This window comes from Streptosporangium amethystogenes, assembly GCF_000721075.1.
Classification (GTDB): Bacteria; Actinomycetota; Actinomycetes; order Streptosporangiales; family Streptosporangiaceae; genus Streptosporangium; species Streptosporangium amethystogenes.
In genome coordinates, this window is record NZ_JOEQ01000182.1 from 1 (window position 1) to 330 (window position 330).

Consider the following 330-nt stretch of genomic DNA (forward strand, 5'->3'; position numbering starts at 1 on the left):
ACCTGGTCACGCTGGGAGCAGGGGGTTCAGGGGGTGCGGGCCGGTTCGCGGTGGCGGCTGGCGGAGTTGTTCGAGGTGAGTCCGGTCGGGGTGGAGCGGTGGATAGACGGGTGGAGCTTCGGGGAGACCTCTTCGTGGCCCATCACGGAGTACGGCGACACCTCGACCGCGGCTACCGTGAGGGCGGCCGCGTTGCTGTGGAGGTATGAGATGGATGAGACCCGGCGTCATCTGCTGGCCTCGTTGCCGTTCGTCCCGGCGGCGCTGGGGGAGTGGCTGACGGCGTGGAACTACGGGGTGCCACCTCAGACGGTCGCGCAGCGGGGGACC

The 330-nt window shown here is 69.7% G+C and carries 1 protein-coding gene; it reads left to right on the top strand.

The features are described from left to right. A partial coding sequence (locus IG98_RS52265; RefSeq protein ID WP_037973127.1) for a hypothetical protein occupies positions 1 to 330 on the top strand: 330 nt, incomplete at both ends.